This window comes from Paracoccus jeotgali, from assembly GCF_002865605.1.
Classification (GTDB): domain Bacteria; phylum Pseudomonadota; class Alphaproteobacteria; order Rhodobacterales; family Rhodobacteraceae; genus Paracoccus; species Paracoccus jeotgali.
In genome coordinates this window covers 2863806-2890343 of sequence record NZ_CP025583.1, presented here as the reverse complement: position 1 = coordinate 2890343, position 26538 = coordinate 2863806, and the positions used below count along the sequence as shown (strand labels likewise).

The following is a 26538-nucleotide window of genomic DNA, read 5'->3' as shown; positions in this document are numbered from 1 at the left end:
GCTACAGGTCGATGCGAATCGGCAGGACCATGCGGACCGGCTGGCCGCCGGGCGGCGGCGGGACGCGCGGCAGGCGCGCCGCCTGCCGAGAGATCGCGCTGTCATGGCGCGCGTCGCCGGTCGAGTTGGCCAGCTGCGCCTGGATCGTGCCGCCCGCCCCCACGGTGATCGCAAGCTGCACGGTGACGCTGCCCCGCCCCGCCCCCAGCCGCGTCCGCTGCATGTGACGCGCGATCATGGCGCCCGCCTGTCGTTGCCAATTCTGACGCGCCCCGGCCGAGGGCGCGGCACGGGCAGGCTGTGACGGCACCCCCTGCGCGGCCGGCGAACTAGGTTGGCGCGTGGCTGCGTCGGGGGTGGCCGCCGGTTTCGGCGCAGCCTGTCGCTGTAGTGCCGGCTCCGGCTGTCGGGGCCGCGCGGCGGGGCGCTGAGAGCGGATCAGGCGCGGCTGCAGGTCGATCAATTCCGCAAAATCTGTAGAGGGCGGAAGCGTCTGCATCGGTGGCAGGACGAAGTCCGGAACTTCGGGCGTCGGAGCATCAGGCTCAGGCAGAAGCTGTGCCGCATTGATCGAGGGTAGCGGGGTGAAGGGAATAGCGAGCTCGGGCATGGCCTGATCCGGCGCGGCCTCGGCTGCGGCGGGATCGTCCCTAGGCGTGCCGCTCTCCGCGCTCGACGCCGCCACTGGCACCGGCTGCGGCTCTGCCTCCGGCATGACCAGCTCGACAAAGACCGGCTCAATCAGTGCCTCGGTGCCGCCTTCGCCGGCCTCGCTCAGCCGGATCGCGGCCAGATGGGCCAGCGCGATCAGCCCCGCCGCGCAGGTCCATTTCAGAGTGTCGAGCATAAACCCCGCCGTCACGGCGCCGCGCCCTGATCCAGCCCGACCAGCGCGATCCGCGTCCAGCCCGCATCGCGCATCCGCGACATGACCCCCATCACCTGCCCATAGCTGATGCTGCGGTCGCCGCGCAGGAACAGCCGCGCCTGACGGTCGCCGCCGGTCGCGGCCTCGAGCGCCGCGATCAGCGCCGCCTCCGCCACCGCCTGATCGCCGATGCTGATCCCCCCGTCCGCGGCAATGGTGACATAGAGCGGCTGCTCGGGCCGGGGCGAGGCCGCGCCGCGGGCGGCGGGCAGATCGACATTGAGATCGACCGTGGCCAGCGGCGCCGCGACCATGAAGATGATCAGCAGCACCAGCATCACGTCGATAAAGGGCGTGACGTTGATCTCGTGCTGCTCGGTCAGTTCGTCATCCTCTGGCCCGCCCATCATGTCAGGCCTGCCCCAGATCCGCGTCGCGGCTGGCGAGGCGCTGGATCGCCGCCGCCACATCGCCCAGCCGCGCGCGATAGCCGGTGATCAGCCGGGCAAAGAAGTTATAGATCACCACCGCCGGAATTGCCGCGATCAGACCCAGCGCGGTCGCCAGCAGGGCCTCGGCTATGCCCGGCGCGACAACGGCCAGATTGGTCGTCTGCGCCTCGGAGATGCCGATAAAGCTGTTCATGATCCCCCAGACCGTCCCGAACAGCCCCACAAAGGGCGCGGTCGAGCCGATGGTCGCCAGTATCCCCGTCCCCATCGCCGCCCGCCGCCCGGCGCGTCCGACCGCCCCCTGAAGCTGCGACTGAATCCGCCCCGGCAGCCCCGGCCCCCCGGCCCGCGCGCGCTCGTAGGCGGCGAGGCGCAGCATGTGGCTGGTGCTGTCGGTCCACCCCTGCACCTGCGCCACCGCCTGATCCAGACTGCCTGCCGCGCGCACCAGCCGCAGCCCGGCGGCGGCGCGGGCATTGGCCCCGGCCAGTTCGAACGCCTTCACGATCAGCACCGTCCAGGTCACGACCGAGGCCGCCAGCAGCAGCAGCATCACCCCCTGCACCACGATATCGGCCTGCAGGAACATGCCCACCGGCGACAGATCGCGCGGCAGGGTCGCGGTAAGCACGCCCTGCGCCTGCGCCGGGGCGGCCAGCGCCGCAAGCGACAAGGGAGCGGTCAGAGCGAAAGGCGGCGGGGCAAGGCGCATGGGGCAAATCCGATCTGGCACTTCGGCGGGCGCGCGGCCCGCTGCGGCAAGGGTCATGGACGGCTTGCAGGTGGCTGGCCCTGTCGCGTCCATAGTAAGCAAGCCTGTTTTCGTCAACGACCTGTGACGGCCGCGCGGTTAGCTCGTCACATCCGCCTTGATGGCCTGGAACATCACCAGCAATTGCCGCTGGCGCTGCATCGTCGGCACCGCGCTGTCGGCGGCGAGCAGCAGCTTGCAGAACAGATCATACCCCGCGCTGCTGCGGCAGATCCGGTCCGCGCGGTGCTGGTGCCAGTGCAGCGTCTGGTCATGCGCCTCGGCCACGCCGGGCAGCGCCTTCAGCGCCGCCATCTCGTCCTGCAAGGCGGGCTGCAGCCGCAGGGCGGCGGTGTTCTGTTGCGTGTTGAAGTTCCGCGCCACCCAATAGCCGAGGTCGACGGGCTTGTCCGCCCGGTTGGGCAGGCCGCGTTCGGATTTGATCAGGAAGGACTGGGCCGAGCGCAGCGAGTAATGATGCATCTCGGCCAGATTGCGGCTGTCGGTGACGCCCAGCAGAGACAGGCGCTTGTCATTGGCGGCCACCAGCGGCGGCAGAGTGCGTCCCGAGCCGTCCACCCACAGCGGCGCGCTGTCCTTGCGGTGGCGCGGGCGGTGGACGCCGGGGCGGGCAAAGCTGGCCGGGCGGAAGAGCGATTTGAAGAAGGTGCCGGCGATGGGGTGGATCATCTCGGGCGGGGCCGAGCGGGTGAACTGCGCCGTCACCGGCGCGTCGCTGATCTGGGCGATGCCGTTCGCGCCGAACAGCCGCCAGCCAAGAGCGACCGCCTCGGCGCCATCCGGCAGCGCCGCCAGCAGATCGGCAATCCGACCCGCGCCGGTATGGATCACCGGAAACTCGTCCAGATCCGAAATCAGCATCCAGTCGGCGGCCTTGCGCGCGGGGTGCCGCCACGCCTGATCCAGCGCGCTCCATTGGACCGAGCGCCCCTCGGGCGGGCGGTTGGGCAGATGCGTGACCACGCCATGGCCCGCCAGCAGGTCCAGCAGCCGGTCGGAGCCATCCTCGCAATCATTGGAAAAGACCAGGAAATCGGTCACGCCCAGCAGGCGGTGCCAGGCCAGCCATTCCAGCAGATAGGGGCCTTCATTGCGCTGCGTCGTGACCGACAGGACCCGATTTGGCGCAGCCTCGGCCATCAATCGACGCCGAAGAGGTCGCGGGTATAGACCTTGTCCACCACATCCGACAGCTCCGGCGCCTGCCGGTTGGCAAGGATCAGGTCGCTTTCGGCCTTGAACGCCTCCAGATCGCGGACGACGCGGCTGTTATAGAACAAATCGTCGTCCAGCACCGGTTCATAGACGATGACCTCGATCCCCTTGGCCTTGATCCGCTTCATGATGCCCTGCACCGAACTGTCGCGGAAATTGTCCGAGCCGGCCTTCATCACCAGCCGATAGACGCCGACCACCGAAGGCTTGCGCGCCACGATCTGGTCCGAGACGAAATCCTTGCGGGTGCGGTTGGATTCGACGATGGCCGAGATCAGGTTCTGCGGGATCTGGTCGTAATTGGCCAGCAGTTGCTTGGTGTCCTTGGGCAGGCAATAGCCGCCGTAACCGAAGCTGGGATTGTTGTAATGGTCGCCGATCCGCGGGTCGAGGCAGACGCCTTCGATGATCTCGCGCGAGTTCAGGCCATGGGCCAGCGCATAGCTGTCAAGCTCGTTGAAATAGGCCACGCGCAGGGCAAGATAGGTGTTGGAAAACAGCTTGATCGCCTCGGCCTCGACCGAGCCGCAGAAGCGCACCGGCATGTCCTTGCGGATCGCGCCCTGCACCAGCAGATCGGCGAAGCGGCGGCCGCGCTCGGACCGTTCGCCCACGACGATGCGGGACGGGTGCAGGTTGTCGTGCAGGGCCTGCCCCTCGCGAAGGAACTCGGGCGAGAAGATGATGTTCGGCCAGTCCAGTTCTTCGCGCATGCGGTCGACGAAGCCGACGGGGATGGTGGATTTGATGACCGCCACCGCGTCGGGATTGATGCGGTGGATGTCGGTCAGCACATGTTCGACCGTCGAGGTGTCAAAGCGGTTGCTGCGCGGGTCGTAATTGGTCGGCGTGGAGACCACGACATATTCCGCGCCCGCGTAAGCCTGCTCAGGGTCCAGCGTCGCGCTGAGATCGAGGTCGTTACCGGCCAGATAGGCGGTGATATCGGCGTCCTCGATGGGCGAGACGCCGTCATTGACCATCGCCACCCGCTCGGGCGTGACATCCAGCGCCGTCACCCGATTGTGCTGCGCCAGCAGAACCGCATTCGACAGGCCGACATAGCCCAAACCCGCAACCGCAATTCTGGTCATCATTCACCTTCCCGGCAGCGCGCCGGCCTTGTCCTTCAGGGCACGCGCAGGTGCGCGGCGATCATGCCGCGACAAAGGCGCGGCGCGATTTTCATCCCCGAAAAAGCCTTGACTGACAAGGGGTGGGCGGAAGGTTTTCAGAAAAGCGGGAGTGTCGCAAGCGATCCGGTGGATCGGACACCCTGCCGTGGCCGTCACGGTCGGACGGGGACGCCCCCGGTTCAGACGCAAGGGCCGGTCCGGGCGATGTGACACCCCGGACCGGCCCTTGCAAAGCTGCTCAGGCCGCGGTGACGGCCAGCAGCGGCTTGTGGGTCTCGGCGCATAGCTCGTGATGCAGCGCCTTGATGGCCTCGTTCAGCCCGTCGCGGGGGATGACGTATTGCACATCGACGCAGCGGCTGGGTTGCTGCGCGGCGATGACCTCGATCCCCGCCTCGTCCAGCGCCCGCAGCCCGCGCAGCAGGGCGTTCAGCCCGCGCAGGTCGCGGCCGATGACCGAGGCGATGGCCGCCTGCCGCGTCGTCACCTGGGCGGTGGGATAGGCGTCTTGCAGATCGGCCTCGATCCGGCGGGCGATCTTCAGCGACACGTCGAGGTAATGCGTGATGGTGTTGGCGTTCGAGCTTTTCGACACGATGGACGCCTTGTGACGGCGCAGCACCTCGAGGATGGCGGCGTCGTAGCCCTTGACGCCGACCATGTCCGGCTCGAACAGTTCGAGCGCGATGACCGGCAGCCCGGTGACGATCTCGGCGGCGGCCTTGTCGGCCGGGGCCTCGTCGATCAGCGTGCCGGGGTCGTCGGGCTCAAAGGCGTTGGTCACGCGCAGCGGGATCTGGGCCTGGCGCAGCGACTGCGCGGCCTTGGGGTGGATCGCCTCCATCCCCAGATTGGCAAGCTGGTCGGCGACGTCGTAATTCGTGTGGCCCAGCTTGCGGACCTGATCGGCCCCGACCAGCCCCGGATCGGCCGAGGAGAGGTGGAATTCCTTGTGGATGATCGCCTCGGTCGCGCCGGTCAGCGCCGCCAGCCGCGAAAAGGTCACCTCGGAATAGCCGCGATCGAACTCGGCCATCAGCCCTTCGGTGCATTGTGCATAGCCGGTGACGATGGCCATTTCGGTGGACAGATCGACGCCCTTCATGCCGTCCTGCAACCGCTCGGTCAGGCACAGCTCACGCTCGTCCCGCCAGCCGGTCAGATCGACGAACCGCGCCGCCACGCCGAAACGGCGCAGAAGCTGGGTCGCGGTAAAGGCGGAGTGCGCCTCACCCAGACCGGACAGCAGCTCGCGGATGATCTGCATCTGCCGCGACAGCCGGAAATGGCCATAGCTGGACAGGCGCTGCATGTCGATCAGGAAGGACCGCGCGCCCTCGATCCGGTCGCGGACGAAATCATCCGCCTGCGCCAGATCGGCGGGGTGGTCCAGCACCTTGGCATGTGCGGCGCGCATCGCGACCGCCACCCGGTCCAGCTTTTCCAGCCAGCCATGCCCCTCGGGCGCATTGGCGAAGGCGGCATAGACCCCCGGCTCGCCCGATTTCTTGTGTTCCAGCAGCAGGTTGGTGATGCCGCCAAAGGCCGAGACGACAAAGACCCGCCCATACAGATCGTCGCCTTCGCGCGCGCCGATCAGCAGCGTCTCGCGCAGCTGATCCAGGCGCGACATCGAGGTGCCGCCGATCTTTTCGACTGTGTGTCCGGCTGTGGTCATGATGTCCCCTTCAGGTTTCGTCTGCAGCGGCATAGCTGCCGTCTTCGCGGTGAACCTCGGTCCCGGTCACGGGCGGGTTGAAGCAGCAGGCCATGACCAGCTCTTCCTCGGCCCGCAGGGTGTGGCGGTCATGCAGGTTCAGGGCATACATGACGCCGGGGCGGATCTCGTGCGTCTCGCCAGTGGCCAGATCGGTGATGCTGCCCTTGCCCGACATGCAATAGACGCTTTCGAAGTGGTTCTTGTAGTGGAAGGTATGCTCCGACCCGGCTTCCAGCGTGGTGATGTGGAAGGAAAACCCCATCCCGTCATCGGCCAGCAGCATCCGCACGCTGTTCCAGCGCGCATCGCTGACCGATTTGTCGGTGTTCTTCAGCTTGTGGAAATCACGAACGATCATGTTGTTACTCCGCTGCGATCTGGTTGTTGCCGGTCGCGGCCGAAACCGCCGATTCCAGTATGTTCAGGCCCTTGGCAAAGACCGCGTCCGGGATGGTCAGCGGGGCCAGCACCTTGACCACCTCATCATGCGCGCCCGAGGTCTCGATGATCAGCCCGGCTTCAAAGCAGCGCGCGCAGATGTCGCTGGCCAGCTCGCCGCTGCCCACATCGATGCCGCGCATCATGCCCCGACCCTTCAGGGCCGAACCGGGGATCTGGGCCGAGATTTCGGTCAGCCGATCCTCAAGATACTTTGCCTTGCGAAGCGTTTCCTTCTGGAACGCGTCATCCGACCAGAACTTTTCCAGCGCGACGCGGGCGGTGACAAAGGCGTGGGTATTGCCGCGGAAGGTGCCGTTATGTTCGGCCGGCTTCCAGATGTCGTGGTCCGGCCGGATCAGCAGCGCGGCAAAGGGCAGACCCATCCCGCTGAAGGATTTCGCCTGCGTGATCATGTCGGGGTTCAGCCCCATGCCTTCGGTGCTGAAATAGGGGCCGGTCCGGCCGATGCCCGACTGGATGTCGTCGATGATGAACAGCGCGCCATGCTTGCGGGCCAGCCGTTCGACACCCTGCAGCCATTCGGCCGAGGCGGCGTTCAGACCGCCTTCGCCCTGCACGGGTTCAACGATGAAGGCCGCCGGATCGTCCATGCCCGAGGACGGGTTTTCCAGCACCCACTCGATATATTCCAGCGTGTTGTTGTCGCCCATCGCGTTCTCGAACGGCATGTGGGTAACGTCGGCAAGGCTGCCGCCGCCCGCGCCTTCGCGCTTGGCGGTGTTGCCGGTCAGCGCCAGGCTGCCCATGGTCATGCCGTGGAAGGCGTTGGTGAAAGCGACGATATTGCGCCGCCCGGTGACCTTGCGGGCCAGCTTGATCGCGGCCTCGACGGCGTTGGTGCCGGTCGGGCCGGTCATCATCACCTTGTAATCCATGCCGCGCGGGCGAAGGATCAGGTTTTCAAAGGCTTCCAGAAAGGCGGCCTTGGTGTCGGTATACATGTCCAGGCCATGGGCGATGCCGTCGCGGCTGATATGGTCGATCAGCGCGCTTTTCATGTCGGGATCGTTGTGGCCATAGTTCAGCGAGGAACATCCGGCAAGGAAATCAATGTATTCGCGGCCTTGCACATCGGTCATGATGGCGCCGCTGGCTTTGGTGAAGACGGTGGGAAAGCTGCGGCAATAGCTGCGCGCTTCGCTTTCGCGGCGGGTAAAGATGGTCGTATCGGCTGCTTTGGCAGTCGTCATGGGAAACCTCGATTTTATCTGGATTTGCGGAAGAGCGGACGCTCAGGCCACACGCGCCATGGCGGCGCCAAGGGGGATCGTGACCATGTGCTCGGTCGGCGCTGCCCCGGCGAAATGGCGATCTTGGGTGAAATACGGCGTCTCGCTCAACTCGCTGCCATGGCGGGCGGCGAGGCTGCGAAACAGCGCCCAGCTGGGGGCATTGTCGCGGGTGATGGTGGTCTGCAACTGACGGACGGGCTTCATCTCGTCCCGCGCCAGCAGCGCATCCAGCATCCGAGAGCCGAGGCCAAGACCCCGCGCGTCGGGGTGGACGGCGACCTGCCAGACAAACAGCGTGTCCGGCGCGCCGGGCCGCAGGTAGCCCGAGATCCAGCCGACCGGCCGGCCATCGCGCTCGGCGATGATGCAGCTATCGGCGAAGTGGTCGCATTGGAGCAGGTTGCAATACATGCTGTTCTCGTCCAGCGGCTTGCAGGCCCGCACCAGCGCCCAGATGTCGCTGCCGTCGCTGGCGCGCGGCTTGCGGAAACTGGTCCGGTCAGGTGGCGTGTGGATCGTATCCGTCACGTTCTGTCCCTTTTATTGCTTCGCTAGACTAACTACTCGGAGCCGCGGCATTTTTCAACCGTTGAAACCGATTTTTTGCGCTGTGGGCGGGGCTTGAGGCCGTTTCGCCCTTGCAGCATTGGCCGATCCGGGGCCGAAAAAAATGCGAAAATATTGACCTCGACACCCGTTCCGGGCGATTCGCGGCGCCGTTCGGGCGGCGGCTTGACGCGGCTGCGTCGCAAGGCGAAGGATCAGGGGAAAACAAGGGGCCGGCTATGGAACGGATCGACGCCTGTCTGATGGCCTTGCGCCGCATCATCCGCGCGACCGAGATCCACCGCAAGGAGGTCGCGCAGCACATCGGCATCACGCCGGTGCAACTGCGCGTGGTGCAGATCATCGCCGAGACCGGGGCCACCACCGGCAGCGCCATTGCCAAGCGGATGCATGTCTCGCAGGCGACGGTGTCGGCGCTGATCGACCGGCTGGAACAGGCCGGGCTGGTGGAACGCCGCCGCGACGCGGGCGACAAGCGCCAGACGCTGCTGACGCTGACCCCCGCCGGGCAGGCGACCCACGACGCCGCGCCCGATGCGCTGCAACAGCAGCTTGTGCGCAAGTTTCAGGGCTTGGAGACGTGGGAGCAGGCGATGCTGGTCGCCAGCTTGGAACGGATCGTCGCCATGCTGGATGCGGGCGACGAGCCGGTGGGCGCCCTGCTGGACACGCACGAGATCTAAGGCGCGGCCCTAGACCCAGTCCCAGGGCCGCGTGAACTGGCCCAGACGCTGGCGGACCTCGGCCTCGTCCGTGCCGGCGTCCCGCGCCAGCTTGGCGACAAGGCCGCGCTTCTTGTCCTCGACCACCTGCACGACATGGGCGCCGGTGCCGTCCAGCGCCTGATTATAGACGCGGGCGATGGCCAGCTTGCGCAGATCGGGCTTGAAGATCTTCCCGACCGCCGTTTTCGGCAATTCGTCCAGAATTTCCAGATATTTCGGGACCGCCGCGCGTTCCTTGATGTGGCTGCGGGCGTGTTCCATCAGCTCGTCCTGCGTGACCGTCGAATCGGCCACCAGCTCGACATAGACGCAGGGCAGCTCGCCCGCGAAGGAATCCGGCTGGCCTATGGCACCGACCGAGGCCACGGCGGGGTGCGAGAGCAGCGCGTCCTCGATCTCGGCGGGGTCGATGTTGTGGCCGCCGCGGATGATCAGATCCTTGGCCCGGCCGGTGATCCACAGATAGCCGTCGGCATCCATCCGGCCCAGATCGCCGGTGCGCAGGAAGCGCCCCTCGGCGAACAGGTCGCGGTTCTTGTCAGCCTCGGTATAGGTCGAGCCCTCGAAGATGCCGGGGCTGGCGACGCAGATCTCGCCCACCTCGTCGGTCGCGCATTCGATGAACCCGTCGCCATTGCGGCGCAGGATGCGGACATGGGTATAGGGCAGCGGCAGCCCGACCGAGCCGACCTTCTTGGCCCCGTCCACCGGATTGCAGGAGACAAGGCAGGTGGCCTCGGTCAGGCCGTAGCCTTCGGCGATCTCGACCCCGGTCGCGGTCTTGAAACGGGTGTAAAGCTCGATCGGTAGCGGGGCCGAGCCGGAAATCGCCGTCCGCAGCGACGACACATCGGCATTGACCGGCCGCTGCATCAGCGCCGAGATCGCCGTGGGCACCGCGATCAGGAAGGTCACCTGCCAGCGCTCGATCAGCTTCCAGAAGTTGTCGAAGACGCCGTCGCCGCGATAGCCGGCGGGGGTCGGCATGACCATGTGGGCGCCGGAAAACACGCAGCTCATCAGGATCGGATAGGCGGCAAAGACGTGGAACAGCGGCAGCGGGCAGATCAGCACGTCGTTTTCGTCGAACAGCAGCGAGCCGCCCAGAAAGCCGTTATAGATCATGCCCGAAAACTTGTGCTGCGCCACCTTGGGCAGGCCGGTGGTGCCGCCGGTGTGGAAATAGGCGGCGACGCGATCCTCGGGCGGGTCGTCGAATTCCAGCCGGTCGTGGTTTTCGGCCGAGGCGCAGGCCTCGAAATTATGGACCTTGGCGTGATGCTTGACCGTGACCTTGGGCCGGGCCAGCGGGACGATGAATTTCTTCAGCCCGGTCAGATGCCGGTTCAGGTCGATTTCCAGCACATGCTGGACGTCCGGGGCCTGCGCGACCGCCTCTGCGGCCTTTTGCGCGACATCCGATTTGGGAAAGGATTTCAGCGTGACCAGCACCTTGGCGCGGGTGGCGCGCAGCAGCGAGGCGATGTGATCGGCCTCGAGCAGCGGGTTGATCGGGCTGACCACGCCCACCGTCATCCCGGCCAGCAGCACCACCGGGGTCTCGATGCTGTTGGGCAGCAGATAGGCGACGGTATCGTTCGGCCCCACGCCCAGCTTGCGCAGCAGGTTGGCGGTCTCGGTCACGCGCTGGCGGAACTCGCGCCAGGTCAGGGTGGTGGCATGGTCGCGGGGACCGGACAGCAGTTGAAAGCTGACCGCCGGGCGGTCGGGAAAGCGCTCGGCCGTGCGCGACAGCACCTCATAGACGGTGCGGCCGTTGTCGCGTTCCTCATAGGGCATCTCACGCTCGACCGCGTCACGGTCGGCGGCGCCGCGAAATCCGAAATTCCTGGTCATGTCTCCCCCCGGTTGCCGGCAGTTCTGGCGGCCGGTTTCCCGTCCAAGCATGTGCCGAAACCGGGCCTTGGGGCAAGTGTCGCGGCAGGGCGTGGGGCGCGGAACGCAACGTCAGTCACGCCACGTCACACGGCCCGCGTCCCAACAGCCCGCGCAGGCCGCCGCACTCGCCCTGCCCGTCTGGCGCGCGGGCGCGGTTTGGGCTAGCGGTGGGCGCGACCAGTGCCGCGACCAGTGCCGCGACAAGTGCCAAGGGGGCCGAATATGCACACCGTGACCATGCTTGCCGCACCGCTGCGCGCCGATCTGACCGACCACCATGTCGCGTCGCTGCGGGACCGGCTGGGCGGCGGCGGGGTGATCTGGCTGGCCCCCGGCATCGCGGCAGAGTTTCCGGTCGCCGACCTGCCCCCCGAGATGGACGAGATCGCCGCCGCCGCTCGCCATGCGGGGTTCGATCTGGTCGTCCAGCCGACCCGCGACCGGCGCAAGCCGGTGCTGCTGGCGGATATGGATTCGACCATGATCCAGCAGGAGTGCATCGACGAACTCGCCGCCGAGGCCGGCGTCGGCCCCCGCGTCGCCGACATCACGGAACGCGCGATGAATGGCGAGCTGAACTTTCACGAGGCGCTGATCGAGCGCGTCTCGCTGCTGGCCGGCCTGCGCGAGAGCGTCATCGACAAGGTGCTGGATCAGCGCATCACGCTGACGCCGGGCGGGCGCGAGCTGATCGCGACGATGCGGGCGCAGGGCGCCTATTGCGCGCTCGTCTCGGGCGGGTTCACCGCCTTTACCTCGCGCGTGGCCGAGGTTCTGGGCTTTGACGAACACCGCGCCAACACGCTGCTGGCCGATGAGGGCGTGCTGACCGGCCATGTCGCGCTGCCGGTGCTGGGCCGCGAGGCCAAGGTCGAGGCGCTGACCCAGATCACCGCCGAACGCGGCCTGACGCCCGCCGATGCGATGGCCGTGGGCGACGGTGCGAATGATCTGGGCATGATCGGGCTGGCCGGAACCGGGGTGGCGCTGCACGCCAAACCCATCGTCGCCGCGCAGGCGGGCGTCCGGATCGACCATGGCGACCTGACCGCGCTGCTGTATATCCAGGGCTATGGCCGCGACGAGTTCATCAGCGGCTGACGAAAAGGGCGCCCGAACGGACGCCCCATCATCCGCATCAGCGCCCGGCGTCAGTCCTTGGCGCGCTCGACATAGCTGTTGTCGGTGGTGTTGATGACGATGCGCGTGCCCACGCCGATATGCGGCGGCACCATCACCCGCAGCCCGTTATCCACCTGCGCGGGCTTGTAGGATGACGACGCGGTCTGGCCCTTGACGACCGGCTCGGTCTCGGTGACCTCGACGGTCATCTTCTGCGGCAGTTCCATCGCGATCGGCACGCCGTTGAAGACCTGCAGGAAGACCCGCATCCCTTCCTGCAGATAGACCGCCTGATCGCCGATCACATCGGCCGGGGCCACGACCTGCTCATAGCTCTCGGGCTCCATGAAGTGGTAGCCTTCGCCGTCATTATACAGATAGTCATAGCTGCGCTCATCGACATGGGCCTTTTCGACCTGATCGGTGGTCTTCCAGCGCTCCATCACCTTCACCCCGTCCGAGATGCGGCGCATCTCGACGCTGGTGGTCGGGGTGCCCTTGCCGGGGTGGAAGTTTTCGGCCTTCAGCACGACGTAAAGGCGCTCGTCGATTTCGAGCACATTGCCCTTGCGGAGGCTGGATGCGATGACTTTCATCTGCGGATTCCTTGCGAAGTCTTTGGGGGGCGCGTAAGCCCATTGCGCGTGTCCCTAGCGCAAGATCAGCCGTTTTGCCAGAGAAACCATGACCGACAGCCAATGGTGGCGGCCCCATCGCCACGCCGACCGCAGGCCCGCGCTGCTGGCCCGCAACCGCATCCAGCGCGCCATCCGCGACTGGCTGGACGCCAATGATTTCACCGAGGTCGATCCCGCCGCCCTGGTCGTCAGCCCCGGAAATGAGACGCACCTGCACGGCTTCGCCACCCAGATGATCGGCAATGACGCCCGCGCCCACCCGATGTATCTGCACACCTCGCCCGAATTCGCGATGAAGCGCCTGCTGGCGGCGGGCGAGACGCGGATCGCGGCCTTCAGCCACGTCTGGCGCAACCGCGAGCGCGGGCCGCTGCATCACCCCGAATTCACCATGCTGGAATGGTATCGCGCGGGGCAGGATTACACGGTGCTGATGGATGATTGCGCCGATTTCCTGATGCTGGCGGGTCACGCGGCAGGGGCCGATCTGCTGCGCTATCGCGACGCGACCTGCGATCCCTATGCCAGCCCGGAACGGATCAGCGTGGCGGATGCGTTTCACGACTTCGCCGGCATCGACCTGCTGGCCAGCATCTCGCCCCAAGGCCGGACCGACCGGGCCATGCTGGCCGCGCAGGCGCAGGCGGCGGGAGTGCGCTGCGGGGCGGATGACACATGGTCCGACGTCTTTTCCCGCGTCCTGGCCGAGCGGGTCGAGCCGCATCTGGGCCACGGCGCGGCGACCATCCTTGACCGCTATCCCGCGCCCGAGGCCGCACTTGCCCGCCGCGCGCCCGACGATCCCCGCGTTTCCGAGCGGTTCGAGCTGTATGCCTGCGGGGTGGAACTCGCCAACGGCTTCGGCGAGCTGACCGACCCGGTCGAGCAGCGCGCGCGTTTCACCGCCGACATGGCAGAACGCGCCCGCATCTATGGCGAGACCTACCCGCTGGACGAGGATTTCCTGTCGGCGCTGGAACTGATGCCGCCCGCCTCGGGGATTGCGCTGGGGTTTGACCGGCTGGTCATGCTGGCGACCTCGGCGCCCTCGGTCGCGGCGGTGATCTGGGCGCCGGTGGCCGATCCCGGCTAGGGCGTCAGCCGCGACAGGATCTCGGCCGCGCTGCCGGGACGCGCCTCGGTGCAGCCGGTCCCGGCCCAGAACGGCCCGAAACCGTGTTCGCCGATGGCCACGGCCTCGCGATGCAGCAGTTTCAGCGCCGAATAGGGCAAGGGATAGGGCGGCGCCTCGCTGTCGTCGCGGGTGGTGATGCGGTTTTCCAGCCCCCGCGCGGGCCGCCCCGACACCGCCCGCGTCATGATGGTGCGGCCATGGGCCAGCCCGTCGCGATGGGGCTGCGAGGTCGCGGCCTCGGTCGCGGGCAGAAAGGCGGTGCCGCATTGCGCGGCAAAGGCGCCGGCATCCAGCACGGCGCGGACGTCCCTGGCCGTCATGATCCCGCCCGCCGCGATCAGCGGCAGGCCCAGATCGCGCAGTTCGGCCAGCAGGTCCAGCGTCGGCAGGCGGCGGTCCGGTCCATTCTCGTCGAAGATGCCGCGATGGCCGCCGGCCTGCCACCCCTGCGCCACGATTCCGTCCAGCCCGGCGGCGGCGATGGCCTCGGCCTCGGCCCGGCTGGTCGCGGTCGCCAGCAGCACCGCGCCGCTGTCGCGCAGCTTGGCGATGCTGTCGCCCGAGGGCAGGCCGAAGTGAAAGCTGACCACCCCCGGCCGCTCGGCCAGCAGCATGTCCACCATGTCGGGGTCGTGGTCGAGCGGGGTATAGCTGTCATGCAGCGCCATGGGCGGGCTGGCGCCGACGCTGCCGAAATCCGGGGCCAGCGCCGACAGCCACGCCCCTTCACGCTCGCTGTCGCGGGGCGGCGGGACGTGGCAAAAGACATTGGCGTTGATCGGCGCCTCGCGCTGCATCAGCGCGCGGGTCCGGCGCAGCGCCGCGCGCGCGGCATCCGCATCCATCGCCGCCAGCCCCAGCGAGCCCAGCCCCCCGGCATCGGACACCGCCGCCGCCAGTTCCGGCGTCGAAATCCCCGCCATCGGCGCCAGCACCACCGGCACACGCATCTTCAATCGCTGCAACATCGACTGCCCTTCCCTGCTTTCGCCTATTTACAATGCCGCGCGGCGGCAGGATCAAGCGCGGATGTTCGATCTTGCGCTCGATGTGACCCTGTGGCTGATCGCCGCCGCTTTCGTGGCGGGCGCCATGGACGCCATCGCCGGCGGCGGCGGGCTGATCACGGTGCCGGCGCTGATGCTGGCCGGGGTGCCGCCCGCGCAGGCGCTGGCCACCAACAAGGTGCAGGGCGTCTTCGGCGCGGCGACGGCGGCGCTGAGCTATGCGGCCTCGGGGCATGTCGATCTGCGCGGGCAGATCCGGGCCGCGATGCTGGCCTTTGCGGCGGGGATGGCGGGGGCGTTCTGCGTCTCGCTGATCCCCACGCAGGCGCTGCGCTATGCGCTGCCGGTGCTGCTGATCGCCATCGCTGCCTTTTTCGCGCTGAAGCCGGGGCTGAACGATCTGGACCGCGCGGCGCGGATCACGCCGGGGCAGTTCACGGCCTTTGTCGTGCCGCTGGTGGGGTTTTACGACGGACTGATCGGGCCGGGGACGGGCGCGTTTTTCATGCTGTGTTTCGTCATGCTGGCCGGCTACGGCATCCTGCGCGCCACCGCCCATACCAAGCTGCTGAACTTTTCGTCGAACCTTGGCGGGGTGCTGGCCTTCGCGCTGGTGGGCAAGCCGCTATGGATCACCGGGATCGCGATGGGCGCGGCGCAGATCGCCGGGGCGTGGGTTGGCTCGCGGCTGGCGATGCGGATCGGGGCGCGGCTGATCAAGCCGCTGCTGGTCACCAGTTCCACCGTGCTGGCGCTGAAGCTGCTGTACGACCTGTTCTGAGTCAGATCGGCAGCCCGCCGTCTTCCTTGGCGGATTTCAGCACGATCTCGGTCCGCACCTGCGTGACCTGCGAATGGGACAGCAGGCGGTCATGGATGAAATCGGCCAGCGCATCCAGATCGCGCACCGCCAGTTCCAGCACATAATCCGCATCGCCCGAGACGGAATGCGCGGCACGCACCTCGGGCTGGGCGGCGATGAAGCTGGCAAAGTCCTTGTCGCTGGCCGCGCCGTGGCTGCGCAGATTGACGCGGGCAAAGGCGCGGATGCCGAAACCCAGCACCCGCGGGTCGAGCCGCGCGGCATATCCCCGGATCGCGCCCGTCCGTTCCAGCGCGGCGCGGCGGCGCGAGCATTGCGAGGGCGACAGGTTCACCAGCTCGGACAGTTCGGCATTTGTCAGCGCCCCGTTGCGCTGCAGGGCCGCCAGAATCGCCCGGTCGCGCGCGTCATGCGTCAACATACCCCCTCCTGCCCCGGATGCTGCACGAAACACGCATCAATCTGCGCCAAACTGTCGCGTTTGCAAGAATTTTGTGCAGGTTTTGCGCGAGAATGGGCCAACCACAACGCGAAAGGAATCACCATGGGTCCATTCCCGCATGACGCACCGAAAGCCAGCATCAGCGACGCCAACCCGGCCGGCACCGACGGCTTTGAATTCGTCGAGTTCGCCCATCCCGACCCCGCTCAGCTTGACCAGCTGTTCCGCAAGATGGGCTTTACCCCCGTGGCCCGGCACAAGTCGCGCAATGTGACGCTGTATCGGCAAGGCGGGATCAATTACGTGCTGAACGCGGAACCCGACAGCCATGCCAGCCAGTTCATCGCCGATCACGGCCCCTGCGCCCCGGCGATGGGCTGGCGCGTCGTCGATGCCCAGCACGCGCTGCGCCGCGCGGTCGAGCTGGGCGCGCGCGAATATACCGGCCCCGGCAAGGTGCTGGATTTCCCGGCGGTCTATGGCATCGGTGACAGCCTGCTGTATTTCATCGACAAATATGAGGACACCGGCAGCGCCTGGCAGGATGATTACGAGTGGCTGGCCGAGCCTGACCCCCGGCCCGAGGGCGTGGGCTTTTATTACATCGACCACCTGACCCACAACGTCGTGCGCGGGAACATGGACACCTGGTACCGCTTTTACCACGACACCTTCAATTTCCGCGAAATCCGCTATTTCGACATCAAGGGCAAGCAGACCGGGCTGTTCAGCCGCGCCCTGACCAGCCCCGACGGCAAGATCCGCATCCCGATCAACGAATCCGCCGACGAACATTCGCAGATCGAGGAATATCTGCGCGAATACAAGGGCGAGGGCATTCAGCATATCGCGGTTGCCACCAACGACATCTATGCCGCGACCGATGCGCTGGCGGAAAGCGGCCTCGAATTCATGCCCGGCCCGCCCGATGTCTATTACGAGATGTCGCGCCAGCGCGTCACCGACCATGACGAGCCGCTGGACCGGATGAAAAAACACGGCATTCTGATCGACGGCGAGGGCGTGGTCGATGGCGGCACCACCCGCATCCTGCTGCAGATCTTCTCGAAAACCGTCATCGGCCCGATCTTTTTCGAGTTCATCCAGCGCAAGGGCGATGACGGCTTTGGCGAGGGCAATTTCCGCGCACTGTTCGAATCGATCGAAGAGGATCAGATGCGGCGCGGGGTGCTGACCTCGGACGCGGCGGGGTGAGCTGGCAGGACCTGTCGACCGCCCCCGCCAGCGGGACGGTCATCTGCGAATCGCACGAGGTCGAGGGCGTCAGAACCTTCGACCTCGACGGCTTTCCGCTGCTGGTGATCCGCGACGCTTCGGGGCTGCGCGGCTTTCTGAACCTGTGCCCGCACCAGTTCCTGCCGCTGGACCATCGCGGCGGGCGAATCCTCAGCGCCGATGGCGGGCGGCTGATCTGTTCCTCGCATCAGGCGCAGTTCGACGCCGAAAGCGGCGCGGTGCTGGCCGGGCCGGCACCCTGCGGGCTTGACCCGGTGCCGCTGACGGAACAGAAGGGGAAGATCATCATTTCCGCCTTTTGATCCCAAGGCTTGTGGAAAACGGCGCTGTTCAACACCATATGTTGTTGACACAAGGTCGCACCCGGCCCAGTATGAAGATGCTTTGACGGACCCGGAATCAACCCCGGCAGCGGGGCAAGAAGGGGCTGCCAAACGGCCCACGCCGACCCCGCAAGGACAGGCGTCGAAGTATTTTCACACCATGGTGCCAGCCATGGACGCGCCAACCGGGAAGGGAAAGCTCTTTCCGGGTGGATGTCCGACGCCCGGCACCGCGATCAGGACAAAGGGTTACCCCGATGAGCATCACCGTCTATTCCAAGCCCGCTTGCGTTCAGTGCACCGCGACCACCCGCGCGCTCGAAGCGCGTGGCATCGAATTCGACGTCATCGACCTGACCCAGGACGAAGACGCCTATGCACATGTCTCCGGTCTGGGGTATCGTCAGGCTCCGGTCGTGATTGCCGGCGATTCGCACTGGTCCGGGTTCCGTCCCGACCTGATCGGCCAGCTGTCCTGATCGCCTTTGGGCGACAGCAGCACACGGCATCAAGCAGGTGGCATCGGAAACCATGGCGCAGCTTGTCTATTATTCGTCCCGGTCCGAAAACACGGCCCGATTCGTGGCCGATCTGGGGCTGGATGCGCTGCGTATCCCGCTGGAATCCGACGCCCCCATGCCCGAGCCGACCGAACCCTATGTGCTGATCTGCCCGACCTATGCCGACGGCAAGGGCCGCGGCGCGGTGCCGAAACAGGTCATCCGCTTTCTGAACGACCCCGACCGGCGAGCGCTGATCCGCGGCGTGATCGCCGGCGGCAACCGGAACTTCGGCGCGCTGTTCGCCGCTGCCGGTGACGTCATCGCCCGAAAATGCAACGTTCCGCTGCTGTACCGGTTCGAACTGGCCGGCACCCCCACCGACATCGCCCGCATCCGCGAAGGGCTTCACCTGTTCTGGAGTAAGACATGCTTGACGACCGCCTGAACCGTCCAAAGGCCGAAGCCAAGGACTATCACGCGCTGAACGCGATGCTGAACCTGTATGACGATGCCGGTCGCATCCAGTTCGACGCGGACCGGATGGCGGCACGGCAGTATTTCCTGCAGCACGTGAACCAGAACACGGTCTTCTTCCATTCGCTGGACGAAAAACTGGGGTATCTGGTCGAAGAGGGCTATTACGACGAGGCCGTTCTCGATCAGTATTCCAAGAACTTCCAGCGCCGGATCTGGGAAGAGGCCTATGCCCGCAAGTTCCGCTTTCCGACCTTCCTCGGGGCGTTCAAATACTACACCTCCTACACGCTGAAGACCTGGGACGGAGAGCGTTTCCTGGAACGGTACGAGGATCGCGTGGTCATGGTCGCGCTGACGCTGGCCCGCGGCGACGAGGCGATGGCGCTGAAGCTGATGGACGAGATCATCTCGGGCCGGTTCCAGCCCGCAACGCCGACCTTCCTGAACGCCGGCAAGAAAGCGCGGGGCGAGTTCGTGTCCTGCTTCCTGCTGCGCATCGAAGACAACATGGAATCCATCGGCCGGGCCATCAATTCGGCCCTGCAGCTGTCCAAGCGCGGCGGCGGCGTGGCGTTGATGCTGACCAACATCCGCGAGCATGGCGCCCCGATCAAGGGCATCGCCAACCAGTCCTCGGGCGTGATCCCGGTGATGAAGCTGCTGGAAGACAGCTTCTCCTATGCCAACCAGCTTGGCGCGCGGCAGGGTGCGGGCGCGGTCTATCTGAACGCCCACCACCCCGATATCCTGCGTTTCCTGGATACCAAGCGCGAAAACGCCGACGAAAAGATCCGCATCAAGACGCTGTCGCTTGGCGTGGTGATCCCCGACATCACCTTTGAACTCGCCAAGAAGAACGAGGACATGTACCTGTTCTCGCCCCATGACGTGCAAAAGGAATACGGCGTGCCCTTCTCGGACATTTCGGTGACCGAGAAATATCACGAGATGGTCGACAACCCGCGCATCCGCAAGAAAAAGATCAACGCCCGCGCCTTCTTCCAGACCATCGCCGAGATCCAGTTCGAATCCGGCTATCCCTACATCATGTTCGAGGACACGGTGAACGAGGCGAACCCCATCGCCGGGCGCATCGCCATGTCGAACCTGTGCAGCGAGATCCTGCAGGTCAACAGCGCGTCCGAGTTCAATGACGACCTGTCCTATTCCAAGATGGGGACGGACATCTCGTGCAACCTCGGCTCGCTGAACATCGCCAAGGCGATGGACAGCGGCGACCTGGCGGGCACCGTCGGCATGGCGATCCGCGCCCTCAGCGCGGTCAGCGAAATGTCGGCCATCGATTCGGTGCCGTCGATCCGCAAGGGCAATGACGAAAGCCACGCCATCGGGCTGGGGCAGATGAACCTGCACGGCTATCTGGCTCGCGAGCGGATCCATTACGGCAGCCCCGAGGCCATCGACTTCACCAATATCTACTTCGCCACCGTGCTCTATCACGCGCTGCGCGAATCGAACGCGCTGGCCCGCGAGCGGGATGAGCGTTTCGTCGGCTTCGAGGATTCGAAATACGCCGACGGCTCGTTCTTCGACAAATATGTCGACCGCGACTGGCTGCCCGAGACCGAGCGTGGCCGCGAGCTGTTCGAGCAGGCCGGCATCGCCGTGCCCACGCGCGAGGACTGGCAGGCGCTGCGCGAGGCGGTGATGAAGGACGGGCTGTATAACCGCAACCTGCAGGCGGTCCCGCCGACCGGGTCGATCAGCTATATCAACTATGCCACCTCGTCGATCCACCCGATCACCGCCAAGATCGAGGTCCGCAAGGAAGGCAAGATCGGCCGCGTCTATTACCCGGCGCCCTACATGACCAACGACAATCTGGAATTCTACCGCGACGCCTACGAGATCGGCCCCGAGGCGATCATCGACACCTATGCCGCCGCGACCCAGCACGTCGATCAGGGCCTGTCGCTGACGCTGTTCTTCCCGGCCGACGCCTCGACCCGCGACATCAACCGGGCCCAGATCTACGCCTGGACCAAGGGCATCAAGACCATCTACTACATTCGCCTGCGCCAGAACGCCTTGGAAGGAACCGAGGTCGAGGGCTGCGTTTCCTGCACGCTGTGAGACTTGGGCGGATGCGTCCGCCCAATCCACTACCCCTAAGCAGAAAGGAGATACGAACCTAATATTCACATGAAAAAAGCGCTCGAGAAGACCCGAGCGCTTTCCGATCTAAGTCGCTTCTTAGAAGGGCCAAGCGGCGCCAACTCACCAAAGCTTCCCGTACGATCTGTCAGAGGAATATACGGTACAAAGCTTCCGGTGGTTTGGCAATCCGATTTAGGAACGGCCCAAATCATAAGGACAAAATTATGCCAGAAAAAAAGCATGGTCTTCCCCCCGCCCCAGCGGGAAAGCGATATATCTGGCGGCCGAGCCGTTGGTGCCCAAAACAGAACCGTATGGTTCATGCCTCAGAGTACGGCCTCAAGGCTTGGCCGATTCTGGTGTCGATCTAGGGGCACGCCTACAGATCAAACTCATGGAAGGCGGCTCATGCTGCCTTCCATACCATTTGTGGGGGTCGCTTCAAGGGCGGACGCAAAATGTCGTGGGGGCTTGGCGAGCCGTAGCTTTATCCGGTAAGGTTGGAACCGCTGGCTCTTCCTTTGAACGAGAGCCGTATCGACTCCCATTTACCTGAGGGAAGCCCCTGATGAAAGATTCCACCCACAGCGCTCGCGTGGTCCCCGCCGCCGTCAACTGGAACCGGATTCAGGACGACAAGGATCTGGAGATTTGGAACCGGCTGACCGCCAATTTCTGGCTGCCGGAAAAGGTGCCGCTGTCGAACGACATTCAAAGCTGGTCGCAGCTGACGCCGGATGAACAGCGCCTGACGATCCGGGTCTTTGTCGGGCTGACGCTGCTCGACACGATCCAGAACACCGTCGGCGCGCCCTCGCTGCTGCCCGACGCGCAGACCCCGCACGAGGAAGCGGTGCTGACCAACATCGCCTTCATGGAGGCGGTGCACGCGCGCAGCTATTCCTCGGTCTTCTCGACGCTGTGCCAGACCACCGAGGTCGACGAGGCGTTCCGCTGGTCGGCCGAGAACGAGCAGCTTCAGGCCAAGTCCCGGCTGATCCTGGACGAATACGACTGCGCCTCGCACCCGCTGCGCCGCAAGATCGCCAGCGTGTTCCTGGAGAGCTTCCTGTTCTATTCCGGCTTCTACCTGCCGATGTACTGGTCGTCGCGGGCGCGGCTGACCAACACCGCCGACCTGATCCGCCTGATCATCCGGGACGAGGCGATCCACGGCTATTACATCGGCTATAAGTACCAGCGCGCGGTGGAAAAGCTGCCCGAGGCCGAGCGGGCCGAGCTGAAGGATTTCGCCTTCTCGCTGCTTTATGATCTGTACGAGATCGAGACGAAATACACCGAAAACCTGTATGATCCAGTGGGCCTGACCGAGGACGTCAAGGCGTTCCTGCATTACAACGCCAACAAGGCGCTGCAGAATCTCGGCTACGAGGCACTGTTCCCGCCCGAGGCCTGCAAGGTTTCGCCCGCGATCATGGCCGCGCTGTCGCCGAACTCGGACGAGAACCACGATTTCTTCTCGGGGTCCGGGTCCAGCTATGTGATCGGCAAGGCCGTCGCGACCGAGGATGACGACTGGGATTTCTAAGCCCTGTCGCAGATCGAACCAGAAAGGCGCGCTTAGGTGCGCCTTTTTCATTCGTGGCCGACGCAAACCGTAGGCGGCCAAGCCATGCAGGATACGCATAGCGGGCTTGCGACGGGAACCGGCCGCATTTTGCCGCCAAAGCGCCCTCTCCCGCAGGGCGCAAGGTCGCCTGCTGTGACTTATAGCCGATTGAAACTGCTATTTTTCTGGCTAGAACTCTCTCCGCCGCTCAAGCGTTGTCACATTGACGTGGTGGCCAAGTTGTAACGCCGTCAGGCGACTGCGCTGCCACCCTCTTCACCTTGCAGCCCTGCAACCATAGCTAGGGTTCATCACAACGCACTCTAACGGAGAGTCATCATGAAACATCTTCTCGCCACTGCCGCCGCCGCGACCATGGTCGCCGGTTCCGCCTTTGCCGGTGGTTATGTCGCCCCCGTCACCGAGCCCGAAGTCATCGTCGCGCCCGCGCCCATCGTCTCGGCCTCGGACTGGACCGGCTTCTATGCTGGTGCGCAGTACGGCACCGGTTCCTTCGATCTGGACGGTGACAACTTCACCAATGATCGCGACATGAAGGGCTATGGCATGCATGTCGGCTATCTGCACGACATGGGCCAGTTCGTCCTGGGTGCCGAACTCGACTATAACAAGCTCGACATCGATGACATCGACGACAAGGGCGACATGACCCGTCTGCGCGCGCGCGCCGGTTACGACATGGGCCGCTTCATGCCCTATGTCACGCTGGGCGCCGCCAAGGTCTCGGCCGAGGTCGACACGCTGGACATCTCCGAGACCGCCGTCTCGTACGGTCTGGGCGCTGATTTCAAGGTCACCGACAACTTCACCGTCGGCGCGGAATACAGCAAGCAGGACTTCAGCGACATCTCGGACATCGACGGCGTCGACCTCGACACCGACCTGATCCAGCTGCGCGCGGCCTATCACTTCTGATCCGGCCCTAGGCTTGACGATCAAAGGCGGTCCCTGACGGGGCCGCCTTTTTTCATGCGCCAACCTCAGGCTCAGGCACTGGCGAGGCGGTCCAGCTCCCACTCCTCGGACAGGGCGCTGCGGGCGCGGATGCGGGCGCGCTCGGCCTCGACACGGGCCGCGGCGGGGTCGCCGATCAGGGCGACTGCGGCCAGGCAATCCTGCACCGCCTCTTGCACCTCGACCAGGCCGGCGCCGTCGCGGGCGATGGGGCCGAAAAAGGTCGCATAGACCTCGGCCGGCGACAGGGGGGGCGCATAGACCCGGTCATGGCGCGTGCCGTGCTTGCCGTCTTCGGCCTCTTCATCCTCGGGCGGGTGCGGGTCGTGCAGCGCCTCGAGCACACGTGTCCCCGCGCGCAAGACCTCGATCGCGGTGCCCGGATCGTTGATCGCGGGCGACAGCGATTTGCTGGCCACCTCGGCCAGCACGATCAGCCCATATAGCGGGTCCTGATCGAAGCTGCGCGAGTTGCGGATCGTGAACGCCCCGCGCAGTTCGACCAGCATCTCATGGCTGACCGGCGCCGACAGCCGCAGCAGCGCCTCGCCCCGGTGGACATATTTGCCCGGCATCCGCAGGATCTCGACCCGGATGCGGTTTTCCTCGGCGCAGTCCTGCAGCGTCTTCATGTCGATGAAACGCACATGCCCGGCGCGGTTCGACCGCAGTTCCGGCAGCCCCTTGGGCAGCACGTCGCGGCCAGGCACCGCACCCAGCGCCGGGCGTTCGCGAAACAGCCGCGCGGGCGGCATGGTCGCGTCCTCGATCCGCCCGATGATGTCCCGCATCCGGCCGAAATCGTTCAGATGGCTGACCCAGCGCAGCAGCGCCCAGGCGATCAGCGCGATATCGGCCAGGGTCGCGGCAAACAGCACCACCCGCGCATCGCCCGGATACAGCCCCGCCGACAGCCCGATGATGCCCGCGATGCTGAACAGGAACGAGCCGATGAAGATCGCCACCGCCGTCTGCGCGGTCTGGTCGCGTTCCAGCAGCCGCGTCGCGCGCGGCGTCGCATTCTGCGCCGCCGATCCATAGGCCGTGATGATGATCGACATCGAGAAGGTCGTCACCGCCAGCATCGACGAGGCGATGATGCTGAGCAGCGAATCGACCGAGCCGGAGGCGAGGTTGATTTCCGGAATGTTCGGCAGGAACGGCCCGATCAGCCGCGAGGCCAGCGCCAGCACCAGCCCGGCCAGCCCGCCCAGCACGACCCGGACCCACATCTTGCGCATCTGATCGCGCAGGCGCAGCGCCCAGCCATTGTCCCATAGATCCATGACGCCCTCTTCGGGTGGTTTCGGCCACGTTAGGGGGCGCAGGCGGCCGGGAAAAGCCCGATCCCGGCGCCATCCGCAGACGGCGCCGGGGTTTCGCGAGGTTCAGGCCCGTTTAGCGGGTGAATTTCTTGTATTTCACCCGCTTGGGTTCGGCCGCGTCCTGACCCAGACGGCGGATCTTGTCGGCCTCGTAATCCTCGAAGTTGCCCTCGAACCATTCGACATGGGCCTCGCCCTCGAAGGCGAGGATATGGGTGCAAAGCCGGTCGAGGAAGAACCGGTCGTGGCTGATGATGACCGCGCAGCCGGCGAAATCGTCCAGCGCGGCTTCCAGCGCCTGCAGGGTTTCCACGTCCAGATCGTTGGTCGGTTCGTCCAGCAGCAGCACGTTGCCGCCTTCCTTCAGCAGCTTGGCCATGTGGACGCGGTTGCGTTCCCCGCCCGAAAGCTGGCCGACCTTCTTCTGCTGGTCCCCGCCCTTGAAGTTGAAGGCCGAGACATAGGCGCGGCTGTTTATCTGCACATCGCCCAGTTCGATCTGTTCGGCCCCGCCCGAGATCTCTTCCCACACGGTCTTGTCGGCGCCCAGTGCGTCGCGCGACTGGTCGACATAGGACAGCTGCACCGTGTCGCCATAGGTGATCTGGCCGGCATCCGGGGTTTCCTGCCCGGTCAGCATGCGGAACAGCGTCGATTTGCCGGCGCCGTTCGGGCCGATCACCCCCACCACCGCGCCCGGCGGCAGCGAAAAGGACAGATCCTCGATCAGCAGCTTGTCGCCCATCGCCTTGCGCAGGCCCTCGACCTCGATCACCTTGCCGCCCAGCCGTTCGCCGTTCGGAATGATGATCTGCGCGCGAGCCAGCTTTTCACGCTCGGACTTGCCGGCCATCTCGTTATAGGCGTTGATCCGGGCCTTCTGCTTGGCCTGACGGGCCTTGGCACCGGCGCGGATCCAGTCGAGTTCGCGTTCCAGCTGCTTCTGACGGGCCTTGTCCTCGCGGGCTTCCTGCGACAGGCGCTTGGCCTTCTGTTCCAGCCAGCTTGAATAATTCCCCTCATACGGGATGCCGCGCCCGCGATCGAGTTCCAGAATCCAGCCGGTGATGTCGTCAAGGAAATAGCGGTCATGGGTCACGACCAGGATCGTGCCCGGATATTCGATCAGGTGCTTTTGCAGCCAGGCGATGGTTTCGGCGTCCAGATGGTTCGTCGGTTCGTCCAGCAGCAGCATGTCGGGCGCTTCGAGCAGCAGCTTGCACAGCGCGACCCGGCGACGCTCGCCCCCGGACAGGGTGTCGACATCGGCATCGTCGGGCGGGCAGCGCAATGCCTCCATCGCGACGTCGATCTGGCTGTCCAGATCCCACAGGTTGCCGGCGTCGATCTCGTCCTGCAGCGCCGCCATCTCGTCGGCGGTCTCGTCCGAGTAGTTCATCGCCAGTTCGTTATAGCGATCCAGCTTGGCCTTTTTCTCGGCCACGCCTAGCATGACGTTCTCGCGCACGTTCAGCGAGGAATCGAGCTGCGGTTCCTGCGGCAGATAGCCGACCTTGGCGCCCTTGGCGGCCCAGGCCTCGCCGGAGAAATCCTTGTCCATCCCCGCCATGATCTTGAGCAGCGTGGATTTCCCCGCGCCGTTGACGCCCACCACGCCGATCTTCACGCCGGGAAGAAAGTTCAGGCGGATGTTCTCGAACACCTTCTTGCCGCCGGGATAGGTCTTGGACACACCGTCCATGTGATAGACGAATTCGTAATTTGCCATAATGTCCTCGATGAAGCCGATTTGAAGGCTATGTAGGCCCTCGCCC

The 26538-nt window shown here is 65.5% G+C and carries 26 protein-coding genes; 11 read left to right on the top strand and 15 right to left on the bottom strand.

The window, feature by feature from the left end; genetic code table 11:
* Position 1: 1 nt before the first annotated feature.
* The 9 genes from CYR75_RS13900 to ectA all read right to left on the bottom strand — a co-directional run bounded on the left by CYR75_RS13900 (position 2) and on the right by ectA (position 8385).
* On the bottom strand, positions 2 to 847 hold the full coding sequence (locus CYR75_RS13900; RefSeq protein ID WP_158644663.1) for a hypothetical protein: 846 nt from the start codon (positions 845 to 847) through the stop codon (positions 2 to 4).
* A gap of 11 nt (positions 848 to 858) precedes the next feature.
* The gene (gene exbD / locus CYR75_RS13895; RefSeq protein ID WP_101500589.1) at positions 859 to 1278 is read right to left on the bottom strand and encodes a TonB system transport protein ExbD; all 420 of its coding nucleotides are present in this window, start codon (positions 1276 to 1278) and stop codon (positions 859 to 861) included.
* Between the two features lies 1 nt (position 1279).
* Entirely contained in the window at positions 1280 to 1993 is a 714-nt protein-coding gene (gene exbB, locus CYR75_RS13890; protein ID WP_225972743.1) for a tonB-system energizer ExbB, read from the bottom strand.
* Positions 1994 to 2170: 177 nt separating this feature from the next.
* On the bottom strand, positions 2171 to 3232 hold the full coding sequence (locus CYR75_RS13885) for a glycosyltransferase family 2 protein (RefSeq protein WP_101500587.1): 1062 nt from the start codon (positions 3230 to 3232) through the stop codon (positions 2171 to 2173).
* The gene (locus CYR75_RS13880; protein WP_404825354.1) at positions 3232 to 4404 is read right to left on the bottom strand and encodes a nucleotide sugar dehydrogenase; all 1173 of its coding nucleotides are present in this window, start codon (positions 4402 to 4404) and stop codon (positions 3232 to 3234) included. The genes CYR75_RS13885 and CYR75_RS13880 overlap by 1 nt, the downstream gene beginning before the upstream one ends.
* 277 nt (positions 4405 to 4681) lie before the next feature.
* A complete protein-coding gene (locus CYR75_RS13875; RefSeq protein ID WP_101501060.1) occupies positions 4682 to 6121 on the bottom strand; it encodes an aspartate kinase in 1440 nt (479 codons plus the stop codon).
* A gap of 10 nt (positions 6122 to 6131) precedes the next feature.
* The gene (locus CYR75_RS13870; protein WP_101500586.1) at positions 6132 to 6521 is read right to left on the bottom strand and encodes an ectoine synthase; all 390 of its coding nucleotides are present in this window, start codon (positions 6519 to 6521) and stop codon (positions 6132 to 6134) included.
* Positions 6522 to 6525: 4 nt separating this feature from the next.
* A complete protein-coding gene (ectB, locus tag CYR75_RS13865) occupies positions 6526 to 7815 on the bottom strand; it encodes a diaminobutyrate--2-oxoglutarate transaminase (RefSeq protein ID WP_101500585.1) in 1290 nt (429 codons plus the stop codon).
* A 42-nt stretch (positions 7816 to 7857) separates the two neighbouring features.
* A complete protein-coding gene (ectA, locus tag CYR75_RS13860) occupies positions 7858 to 8385 on the bottom strand; it encodes a diaminobutyrate acetyltransferase (protein ID WP_192876659.1) in 528 nt (175 codons plus the stop codon).
* Between the two features lie 257 nt (positions 8386 to 8642).
* On the opposite strand from ectA, the gene CYR75_RS13855 reads away from it, so the two are divergent.
* A complete protein-coding gene (locus tag CYR75_RS13855; protein WP_101500584.1) occupies positions 8643 to 9107 on the top strand; it encodes a MarR family winged helix-turn-helix transcriptional regulator in 465 nt (154 codons plus the stop codon).
* Between the two features lie 9 nt (positions 9108 to 9116).
* On the opposite strand, the gene CYR75_RS13850 is transcribed toward CYR75_RS13855, so the two are convergent.
* Complete coding sequence (locus CYR75_RS13850; RefSeq protein ID WP_101500583.1) at positions 9117 to 11006, bottom strand: acyl-CoA synthetase; 1890 nt, start codon at positions 11004 to 11006, stop codon at positions 9117 to 9119.
* Positions 11007 to 11270: 264 nt separating this feature from the next.
* Here CYR75_RS13850 and serB point away from each other — a divergent pair, with 264 nt between their 5' ends.
* Entirely contained in the window at positions 11271 to 12149 is an 879-nt protein-coding gene (gene serB / locus CYR75_RS13845) for a phosphoserine phosphatase SerB (RefSeq protein WP_101500582.1), read from the top strand.
* A 50-nt stretch (positions 12150 to 12199) separates the two neighbouring features.
* Here serB and efp read toward each other — a convergent pair whose 3' ends face one another.
* The gene (gene efp / locus CYR75_RS13840) at positions 12200 to 12766 is read right to left on the bottom strand and encodes an elongation factor P (protein WP_101500581.1); all 567 of its coding nucleotides are present in this window, start codon (positions 12764 to 12766) and stop codon (positions 12200 to 12202) included.
* Positions 12767 to 12854: 88 nt separating this feature from the next.
* Here efp and epmA point away from each other — a divergent pair, with 88 nt between their 5' ends.
* Entirely contained in the window at positions 12855 to 13901 is a 1047-nt protein-coding gene (epmA, locus tag CYR75_RS13835) for an EF-P lysine aminoacylase EpmA (protein WP_101500580.1), read from the top strand.
* Here epmA and CYR75_RS13830 read toward each other — a convergent pair.
* Positions 13898 to 14911: an NAD(P)H-dependent flavin oxidoreductase gene (locus tag CYR75_RS13830; protein ID WP_101500579.1), complete on the bottom strand. Its 1014-nt coding sequence runs from the start codon at positions 14909 to 14911 to the stop codon at positions 13898 to 13900. The two genes, epmA and CYR75_RS13830, sit on opposite strands and share 4 nt — an antisense overlap.
* Before the next feature lie 61 nt (positions 14912 to 14972).
* Between CYR75_RS13830 and CYR75_RS13825 the strand changes: the two genes are divergently transcribed.
* Positions 14973 to 15731, top strand: a complete 759-nt coding sequence (locus CYR75_RS13825) for a TSUP family transporter (RefSeq protein WP_101500578.1) — start codon at positions 14973 to 14975, stop codon at positions 15729 to 15731.
* 1 nt (position 15732) lies between these two features.
* On the opposite strand, the gene CYR75_RS13820 is transcribed toward CYR75_RS13825, so the two are convergent.
* Complete coding sequence (locus tag CYR75_RS13820) at positions 15733 to 16194, bottom strand: Lrp/AsnC family transcriptional regulator (RefSeq protein WP_101500577.1); 462 nt, start codon at positions 16192 to 16194, stop codon at positions 15733 to 15735.
* Positions 16195 to 16317: 123 nt separating this feature from the next.
* On the opposite strand from CYR75_RS13820, the gene hppD reads away from it, so the two are divergent.
* From hppD to CYR75_RS13785, 7 genes are all read left to right on the top strand, one after another.
* Positions 16318 to 17430, top strand: a complete 1113-nt coding sequence (gene hppD, locus CYR75_RS13815; RefSeq protein ID WP_101500576.1) for a 4-hydroxyphenylpyruvate dioxygenase — start codon at positions 16318 to 16320, stop codon at positions 17428 to 17430.
* Positions 17427 to 17774, top strand: coding sequence for a Rieske (2Fe-2S) protein (locus tag CYR75_RS13810; protein ID WP_101500575.1), 348 nt, complete (start codon positions 17427 to 17429; stop codon positions 17772 to 17774). The genes hppD and CYR75_RS13810 overlap by 4 nt, the downstream gene beginning before the upstream one ends.
* 278 nt (positions 17775 to 18052) lie before the next feature.
* A complete protein-coding gene (nrdH, locus tag CYR75_RS13805) occupies positions 18053 to 18274 on the top strand; it encodes a glutaredoxin-like protein NrdH (RefSeq protein WP_101500574.1) in 222 nt (73 codons plus the stop codon).
* Positions 18275 to 18326: 52 nt separating this feature from the next.
* Positions 18327 to 18743, top strand: coding sequence for a class Ib ribonucleoside-diphosphate reductase assembly flavoprotein NrdI (gene nrdI / locus CYR75_RS13800; protein ID WP_101500573.1), 417 nt, complete (start codon positions 18327 to 18329; stop codon positions 18741 to 18743).
* Positions 18725 to 20869, top strand: a complete 2145-nt coding sequence (gene nrdE, locus CYR75_RS13795; protein ID WP_101500572.1) for a class 1b ribonucleoside-diphosphate reductase subunit alpha — start codon at positions 18725 to 18727, stop codon at positions 20867 to 20869. Before nrdI ends, nrdE begins: the two co-directional genes overlap by 19 nt.
* A gap of 592 nt (positions 20870 to 21461) precedes the next feature.
* The gene (gene nrdF, locus CYR75_RS13790) at positions 21462 to 22442 is read left to right on the top strand and encodes a class 1b ribonucleoside-diphosphate reductase subunit beta (protein WP_101500571.1); all 981 of its coding nucleotides are present in this window, start codon (positions 21462 to 21464) and stop codon (positions 22440 to 22442) included.
* A 360-nt stretch (positions 22443 to 22802) separates the two neighbouring features.
* Positions 22803 to 23399 carry an outer membrane protein gene (locus CYR75_RS13785; protein ID WP_101500570.1) on the top strand — a complete coding sequence of 199 codons (597 nt, stop codon included), beginning with the start codon at positions 22803 to 22805 and terminating at the stop codon, positions 23397 to 23399.
* A gap of 71 nt (positions 23400 to 23470) precedes the next feature.
* On the opposite strand, the gene CYR75_RS13780 is transcribed toward CYR75_RS13785, so the two are convergent.
* Both CYR75_RS13780 and ettA read right to left on the bottom strand, forming a co-directional pair.
* A complete protein-coding gene (locus CYR75_RS13780; RefSeq protein ID WP_101500569.1) occupies positions 23471 to 24724 on the bottom strand; it encodes a DUF2254 domain-containing protein in 1254 nt (417 codons plus the stop codon).
* A gap of 112 nt (positions 24725 to 24836) precedes the next feature.
* Positions 24837 to 26492 (bottom strand): energy-dependent translational throttle protein EttA, encoded by a 1656-nt coding sequence (gene ettA / locus CYR75_RS13775; RefSeq protein ID WP_101500568.1) that lies wholly within the window; start codon positions 26490 to 26492, stop codon positions 24837 to 24839.
* Positions 26493 to 26538: the final 46 nt, after the last annotated feature.

Bases quoted from the DNA above. Each gene is read 5' to 3' on its own strand.
- CYR75_RS13780 (WP_101500569.1), bottom strand. From the start codon at position 24,724: ATGGATCTATGGGACAATGGCTGGGCGCTGCGCCTGCGCGATCAGATG.
- CYR75_RS13880 (WP_404825354.1), bottom strand. From the start codon at position 4,404: ATGATGACCAGAATTGCGGTTGCGGGTTTGGGCTATGTCGGCCTGTCG.
- CYR75_RS13900 (WP_158644663.1), bottom strand. From the start codon at position 847: ATGCTCGACACTCTGAAATGGACCTGCGCGGCGGGGCTGATCGCGCTG.
- nrdH (WP_101500574.1), top strand. From the start codon at position 18,053: ATGAGCATCACCGTCTATTCCAAGCCCGCTTGCGTTCAGTGCACCGCG.
- CYR75_RS13785 (WP_101500570.1), top strand. From the start codon at position 22,803: ATGAAACATCTTCTCGCCACTGCCGCCGCCGCGACCATGGTCGCCGGT.
- nrdF (WP_101500571.1), top strand. From the start codon at position 21,462: ATGAAAGATTCCACCCACAGCGCTCGCGTGGTCCCCGCCGCCGTCAAC.
- nrdI (WP_101500573.1), top strand. From the start codon at position 18,327: ATGGCGCAGCTTGTCTATTATTCGTCCCGGTCCGAAAACACGGCCCGA.
- hppD (WP_101500576.1), top strand. From the start codon at position 16,318: ATGGGTCCATTCCCGCATGACGCACCGAAAGCCAGCATCAGCGACGCC.
- epmA (WP_101500580.1), top strand. From the start codon at position 12,855: ATGACCGACAGCCAATGGTGGCGGCCCCATCGCCACGCCGACCGCAGG.
- nrdE (WP_101500572.1), top strand. From the start codon at position 18,725: ATGCTTGACGACCGCCTGAACCGTCCAAAGGCCGAAGCCAAGGACTAT.
- CYR75_RS13825 (WP_101500578.1), top strand. From the start codon at position 14,973: ATGTTCGATCTTGCGCTCGATGTGACCCTGTGGCTGATCGCCGCCGCT.
- serB (WP_101500582.1), top strand. From the start codon at position 11,271: ATGCACACCGTGACCATGCTTGCCGCACCGCTGCGCGCCGATCTGACC.
- ectB (WP_101500585.1), bottom strand. From the start codon at position 7,815: ATGACGACTGCCAAAGCAGCCGATACGACCATCTTTACCCGCCGCGAA.
- CYR75_RS13885 (WP_101500587.1), bottom strand. From the start codon at position 3,232: ATGGCCGAGGCTGCGCCAAATCGGGTCCTGTCGGTCACGACGCAGCGC.
- efp (WP_101500581.1), bottom strand. From the start codon at position 12,766: ATGAAAGTCATCGCATCCAGCCTCCGCAAGGGCAATGTGCTCGAAATC.
- CYR75_RS13830 (WP_101500579.1), bottom strand. From the start codon at position 14,911: ATGTTGCAGCGATTGAAGATGCGTGTGCCGGTGGTGCTGGCGCCGATG.
- CYR75_RS13875 (WP_101501060.1), bottom strand. From the start codon at position 6,121: ATGACCACAGCCGGACACACAGTCGAAAAGATCGGCGGCACCTCGATG.
- exbD (WP_101500589.1), bottom strand. From the start codon at position 1,278: ATGATGGGCGGGCCAGAGGATGACGAACTGACCGAGCAGCACGAGATC.
- CYR75_RS13850 (WP_101500583.1), bottom strand. From the start codon at position 11,006: ATGACCAGGAATTTCGGATTTCGCGGCGCCGCCGACCGTGACGCGGTC.
- CYR75_RS13870 (WP_101500586.1), bottom strand. From the start codon at position 6,521: ATGATCGTTCGTGATTTCCACAAGCTGAAGAACACCGACAAATCGGTC.
- CYR75_RS13855 (WP_101500584.1), top strand. From the start codon at position 8,643: ATGGAACGGATCGACGCCTGTCTGATGGCCTTGCGCCGCATCATCCGC.
- CYR75_RS13820 (WP_101500577.1), bottom strand. From the start codon at position 16,194: ATGTTGACGCATGACGCGCGCGACCGGGCGATTCTGGCGGCCCTGCAG.
- ettA (WP_101500568.1), bottom strand. From the start codon at position 26,492: ATGGCAAATTACGAATTCGTCTATCACATGGACGGTGTGTCCAAGACC.